3 protein-coding genes are annotated in these 2,801 nt (G+C 61.9%); 2 read left to right on the forward strand and 1 reads right to left on the reverse strand.

Going from position 1 to position 2,801, the window contains the following annotated elements; genetic code table 11:
- Positions 1-298: 298 nt before the first annotated feature.
- Positions 299-868, forward strand: a complete 570-nt coding sequence (locus ACLQI9_RS07080) for a recombinase family protein (RefSeq protein WP_442391390.1) — start codon at positions 299-301, stop codon at positions 866-868.
- A 204-nt stretch (positions 869-1,072) separates the two neighbouring features.
- Complete coding sequence (locus ACLQI9_RS07085; protein WP_442391392.1) at positions 1,073-1,468, forward strand: nuclear transport factor 2 family protein; 396 nt, start codon at positions 1,073-1,075, stop codon at positions 1,466-1,468.
- Between the two features lie 95 nt (positions 1,469-1,563).
- Here ACLQI9_RS07085 and ACLQI9_RS07090 read toward each other — a convergent pair.
- On the reverse strand, positions 1,564-2,801 hold a 1,238-nt coding region (locus ACLQI9_RS07090; RefSeq protein ID WP_442391394.1), incomplete at its 5' end, for an adenylate/guanylate cyclase domain-containing protein.

Raw genomic sequence — 2,801 nt, forward strand, 5'->3', positions numbered from 1 at the left:
CCTACGCCTACGACCAAATCGACCAGGCCCGAGCAGAGCTGAACGCTGTCTCGGAATAGACCCGAATGAGACACCGTCGGCACTGTCGGCGGCCAGATCCGGAACCCTCGATCCGCCGCCGGTTCCACTGCGAATCCGCCTGTCTCGAAAACGATGGGTTGATGAGACAGCGAAGGCTCGTTCGTTAGCACGCCCGCTTCCAGGCTCAACGGCGCGATCGGCTGTCTTGAAAACCAGTCTCATAACCGGTAGTATCGAAACCAAGAGTTTGACGGGATTATGAGACAGGGAGCAGCGGTTGGCCATCATTGGATACGCGAGGGTGTCGACGGTCGACCAGAATCCGCAGCTTCAGCTCGACGCGCTTCAGGAAGCCGGGGCGACGCGCATCTGGACCGACTATGGCGTGAGCGGCTCGACTGCGTCCCGACCCCATCTCGATGCCTGCCTGGACCATCTCCGCGAGGGTGACGTGCTCACCGTCTGGAAGCTCGACCGCCTCGGACGCAACACCCAACACGTTCTCGCGGTGGTCCACGATCTGACGTCCCGAGGGATCGGATTCCGCAGCCTCACCGAAGGTCTACACACCGACGGGCCGATGGGCAAGGCGATGCTGACCATCATGGCGGCCTTCGCCCAACTCGAACGCGACACGATGATCGAGCGCACCCGTGCCGGGCTGGCCGCTGCCGCAGCCAACGGGCGCAAGGGTGGACGGCCGCGCAAGATCGACGACGCCGATGCCGCCAAAGCCCGTCAGCTTAGGGAGAAGGGCATCACGGCCACCGACATCGCGAAAATGTTGGGAGTCTCACGCGCCACGGCGTACCGGTATCTCAACGAGGCTGCGCCGCTCTCTGCGTGACTTCGCCGAACCCACCGCTACGGAGAGGCGACGGCGAAGAGATGCCATTCGCCGGGCACGCCCTTGATCTAATGAGCGCCGCGCGGTCCTCGAACTCGAGTCCTGAACCGAGTCTCGCCTCACAAATTCTCCCAAGACGAAGACAGAAGAAAATGTAGGCTCCCTTCCGTTGGCTCTCGCACGCATGGAGAAAGGTTCACGCTCATGAGCGGTTCCCCAGAGTCGGTCGTAAGGCAATTCTTTGCGGCGGTGCGTGAGCCGAACGTTGACGAGCTAGCCGGATTCTTCAGCGCTGACGCTGTCTATATTGACGGGCCACGTGGCACTTACAGCGGCATCGATGCGATCAGGGCCGAATTTGAATCGATGGTGCAGGTTTCTCCAAGTGTTGTCGTCGACATAAAAACTCTGGTTGCCGATGGCGCAACCGTGATCGCCGAGAGGGTCGACTCTTTCGAGATGCAAGGAAAATGGTTCGACATGGAGGTGGTCGGAGTATTCGAGGTGGACGGTGAGGGCAAGATCAAGCGCTACCGTGATTACTACGATCTGCAGTCGCTCACTGACGAAATTGCATCTGCTTTCGCTGAGTTGTCGTAAGCATGAAGTCGCTGTGGTGTGCCGACATGAAACTCTAGGCGGCCGGGGCATGTTGACCTGCGGCGATGCCTACGACGGTCGCCGAAAAGCCACCGCTACGCAGAGGCGACGGCGAAGAGATGCCATTCGCCGGGCACACCCTTGAGTGCGTGAGCGCCGCGCTCCTCGAACTCGAGTCCTGACCCGATCACGAGGTCGCGCAGCGTGCTGGACACCAGCACGTCGTTTGCTCCTGCCAGTGCGCTCACGCGCGCACCGATGTGCACGGCGATCCCGCCGATGTCGTCACCTCGGACCTCGCACTCGCCGGTGTGCAACCCGGCCCGCACCTCGATGCCGAGCGTCTGCACCGCGTCGCGAATCGCCATGGCGCAGCGGATCGCCCGCTGCGGGCCGTCGAACATCGCGAGGAAGCCATCGCCCGAGGTGTTCACCTCGCGGCCCCGAAAGCGAGACAGCTGCGACCGAACGACGGCGTCGTGCGCATCGAGCAAGGCATGCCAGTCACGGTCACCCATCTCCGCCGCGCGGCGCGTTGAGTCCACGATGTCGGTGAACAAAACCGTGGCAAGAACCCGATCATCAGCCACCTCTGCCTGCTGGCCAGTAAGGAACTCGGCGATCTCCTGGAACGACTCGCGCCACGGTTCAACGAAGTGATACAGGTTGCGCCCCGGCAGCTCGACGTACTTTGCGCCCGAGATGTGATTAGCGATGTACTTACCCAACTCGGGCGGGATCACCTGGTCATCGGTGTGGTGGACAACGAGGGTGGGCACGCGGATTGTCGGAAGCAGAGGTCGCACGTTCAACTCGGCCATCCGACTCACCATGAGGGCGAGGGTCGCTGGGCTTGCCGCCAGACGTTCGTGCCGTGCCCAGGCTGCCCGAATTTCCTCGTTCCAGGGCATGTCCGGATTCGCGAGATGCGCGAACTCGCCCGTACCCCACATGGTGACATAGGCAGCGACAGATTCCTCGAGGGCTGCTCCTGTTGTGCGTTCAGCAAGCGGATCCGCGTAGCCCTCGAGGACGACCAGCGCGGTTGTGCGGGATGGATGTGTTGCCGCGAAAAGCGCCACTTGGGGGAACGCGCCGTCGACCGCGACGAGGACCGCTTCGCTGCTTCCGAGATCGTCAAGCACCGAAGTGATGCTGTCGGCCTGTAGCTCCAAGGTCGGTGCAGTGGGATCGGATACCCCCGTGCCCGGCAGGTCGAAGAAGACGAGTCGACCAAGCGATGTCATCGCCTCGAACCAGCCTTGGATATACGGCAGCTCGAGAAACACCTCACAATTTGTGAACGGGTTAGATACGAAGACAATGTCACGCG

This window comes from Mycobacterium sp., from assembly GCF_052143115.1.
Classification (GTDB): Bacteria; Actinomycetota; Actinomycetes; order Mycobacteriales; family Mycobacteriaceae; genus Mycobacterium.

Bases quoted from the DNA above. Each gene is read 5' to 3' on its own strand.
- ACLQI9_RS07085 (WP_442391392.1), top strand. From the start codon at position 1,073: ATGAGCGGTTCCCCAGAGTCGGTCGTAAGGCAATTCTTTGCGGCGGTG.